The organism is Myroides sp. LJL115 (genome assembly GCF_054871665.1).
This window is the reverse complement of the sequence record NZ_JBTXLS010000086.1, coordinates 1-2,626: the sequence shown is the minus strand read 5'-3', so window position 1 is coordinate 2,626 and position 2,626 is coordinate 1. Positions and strand designations below refer to the sequence as shown.

The following is a 2,626-nucleotide window of genomic DNA, read 5'->3' as shown; positions in this document are numbered from 1 at the left end:
CCCAGGTAAGAACAGTAACTTTCCCCTCATATACCTGCTATATTTACCCTAAATATCTCCGTACAACTTTGGACTTTAGTTTGTTATGCAACCTTATCCGATATTATTGGGCCTGATATAGTTTCTGTTCGTCAGGTCAAGGGTTTGCCTAGCGCTTCCTTCAGATTCCACCTCACGATGGACACCCTTGCATTTGGCTAACACTTCCCGTTGTAAAGGCGTGTTCGGGACTTGCACCCTAGAGTTACTGTCCATGCTGGGCACACATAAAAAAAAGCTTCACATTAACTGTGAAGCTTTGCTTTGTGACCCGACTGGGGCTCGAACCCAGGACCCCAACATTAAAAGTGTTGTGCTCTACCAACTGAGCTATCGAGTCTTTACCAAAATTCCTTTCGGATTATTATAGTGCAAATTTATACTATTTGAACGGATATACAAACTAAATTAGGATTTAAATATAAAAAAAAGAAAAAACGCCCTATTTTTAAGTATAATGATATTTTTTTACAACGCACAAACGCATAGAATATCAAAAAAAAGTAGTGACATGTAAAAATCACCTATAATAATGATAATTATCATAATTTATATTAAAAATATTAGTTAATTTAGTAAGAGTTCATTTAAAAATTCACACTATGACTCTTAACAACATTCCCTTATACAATTTTAGTAATGGCGCTTTAATGATTCTTATATTCGTAATCGTTTGTGTATTATTAGTGGTAGCACTTATCTTGTTTATATCTAGTGGTAAAACATCCGATAAACAAAATAATATATCTCATGATTCTTCCGATAAACAAATCGAAGAAAAAGAAAGTACCTAAAAAGTAGTATATATATAACTAGAAAAAAGAACACTATCCTATATATAAAAAACACCTTGCAGGCTTGCACAGTAATTTTATTCTATTACTTTTGCATTTGTATTAGTAAAACAATAATATATTGAAAATACTAACAACAAGGCTGCGTGGAGGAATTGGTAGACTCGCCATCTTGAGGGGGTGGTGTCGCAAGACGTGTCAGTTCGAATCTGATCGCAGTCACAGCCAATTGGATATTTATTCTAACGGATAAGAATAATAATAAAAAAGAGTCTTCTATTTTTTTTAGAAGACTCTTTTTTATTATGAAGTAAAGTATCCTTTCTTATATCTACAAGGTACTTTTGTTTTAAATTATAAGTACCCTAACTGACCGTGTAAGGATGAACTTCAACATTATTTTTCATTAAAAGGATCCCTGCAGAATTTATTTTTAGTTAACATACCTTTATTCTGTTCTATTTTTTTAATGCCTTGGGCTGTATGACATGTATTTTTATGTCACCACGATTTAACAATTGATAGTTTACCTCTGGGTCTTGCAATAGAATATAAGGTGTGAACACCACATGACCTAAAGTCTTTCCTTTAATAGTTACATTATCCATAAAACCATCATCGTTCATCCATAGCTTTTCTTTGATTTTTACGGTATCCCTACCTACCAATAAGTCCGTATAAAGAATTCCATCCCAATATTCCCATTTAGTACTTCTAGTATTCCCCCCTATGTTTGAGGTACCTCCAATACGCTTTACTTTGTAATAATATTTGTACTGCACTTTAGGAGATTCTATAGGTACCCATTGTAATTTCTCTCTAGAAAAAGTAGTGAATATATTGTTATTTGTATTACCACGACTTTGTAACCAACCATCTTGGGGATAAAAATCAAAATAGAAAGCTTTACACTGCCCATGATCAATAAAAACAAGTATACTATACTTATTTCTACCTGTACCATAAACAGTGAAAAATAGATAGTTCTTAGCTATATTGATATATTCTTTTTCTTGCTGCTCTAAAGTCATTTGCAAGTTTTCATTGATCACAGAGATATTCCGCTTACTTGTGTCTCCATCTAAAGCCCATGTATGATAAGTCAAATCACCCAAGTTTATATGATAACCAACAAAGAACAGATCACTATCCCATCCCCCTTTACGGTTGCGCACATAGGATAATCTATCCGCTAAATTTCCATCCAAATCCAACTTAGCACAATAAACACTCCCCTCATAAATATCCGAATGAGAATTACCTTTGATCTTTTCAGTGATAACAATAAGTTCGTTTTTAGAGTTATACCAGGTCTTGATGGGCTCATCACTACTAAATTGCATAGTAAGGAGATAGTTGCCATTTCCTAAAACTGACTCTTGATTAATATCCTGATAGCTACTGTCATACTTGGGAATTTTAGATGAGTTAAGTAAATTCTTAAGATGGATATCTATCTGACCAAATCCTGATTTATATAAGAGAATAATAACTAGAAAACCTAAACATACATAAAACCAAGGTAATATCTCTGCTTTTTTAGAATACATAAATACATAGTAGAGTATTATCAATCCTATAAAAACCAAAGCAGGAACAAAAATATAATAAACTTCTACATCATAAACCGAAGGCCTTTTTAATATCCAAACTAATAACAAATATGGGATCAGGTACAAAACTTGGGGAGGAAAAGATAAAATAATATCTTTGTGTTATGATGGACAGCAAAGAATTACTAAAATTAATCCTACCAGAGTACTTGGTAGAGCATTTCAATATTACTAAAGTAG

Annotated in this window: 2 protein-coding genes and 2 tRNA genes; 2 read left to right on the top strand and 2 right to left on the bottom strand. The window is 32.7% G+C overall.

The genetic code is table 11. The features are described 5' to 3' along the window. Positions 1 to 306: 306 nt before the first annotated feature. Positions 307 to 379 (bottom strand) — tRNA-Lys (locus tag ACYSNX_RS12980). A gap of 262 nt (positions 380 to 641) precedes the next feature. Between ACYSNX_RS12980 and ACYSNX_RS12975 the strand changes: the two genes are divergently transcribed. Together ACYSNX_RS12975 and ACYSNX_RS12970 are read left to right on the top strand one after the other, a co-directional pair. Further along, positions 642 to 833, top strand: a complete 192-nt coding sequence (locus tag ACYSNX_RS12975; RefSeq protein WP_461755079.1) for a hypothetical protein — start codon at positions 642 to 644, stop codon at positions 831 to 833. 140 nt (positions 834 to 973) lie between these two features. Beyond that, positions 974 to 1,055 (top strand) — tRNA-Leu (locus ACYSNX_RS12970). Between the two features lie 236 nt (positions 1,056 to 1,291). Here the strand turns inward: ACYSNX_RS12970 and ACYSNX_RS12965 are convergent. Beyond that, complete coding sequence (locus ACYSNX_RS12965; protein ID WP_461755078.1) at positions 1,292 to 2,383, bottom strand: hypothetical protein; 1,092 nt, start codon at positions 2,381 to 2,383, stop codon at positions 1,292 to 1,294. Positions 2,384 to 2,626 lie beyond the last annotated feature (243 nt).

What these genes read in the sequence shown, in the direction of transcription:
- ACYSNX_RS12965 (WP_461755078.1), bottom strand. Translation starts at nt 2,383, where the DNA reads ATGTATTCTAAAAAAGCAGAGATATTACCTTGGTTTTATGTATGTTTA.
- ACYSNX_RS12975 (WP_461755079.1), top strand. Translation starts at nt 642, where the DNA reads ATGACTCTTAACAACATTCCCTTATACAATTTTAGTAATGGCGCTTTA.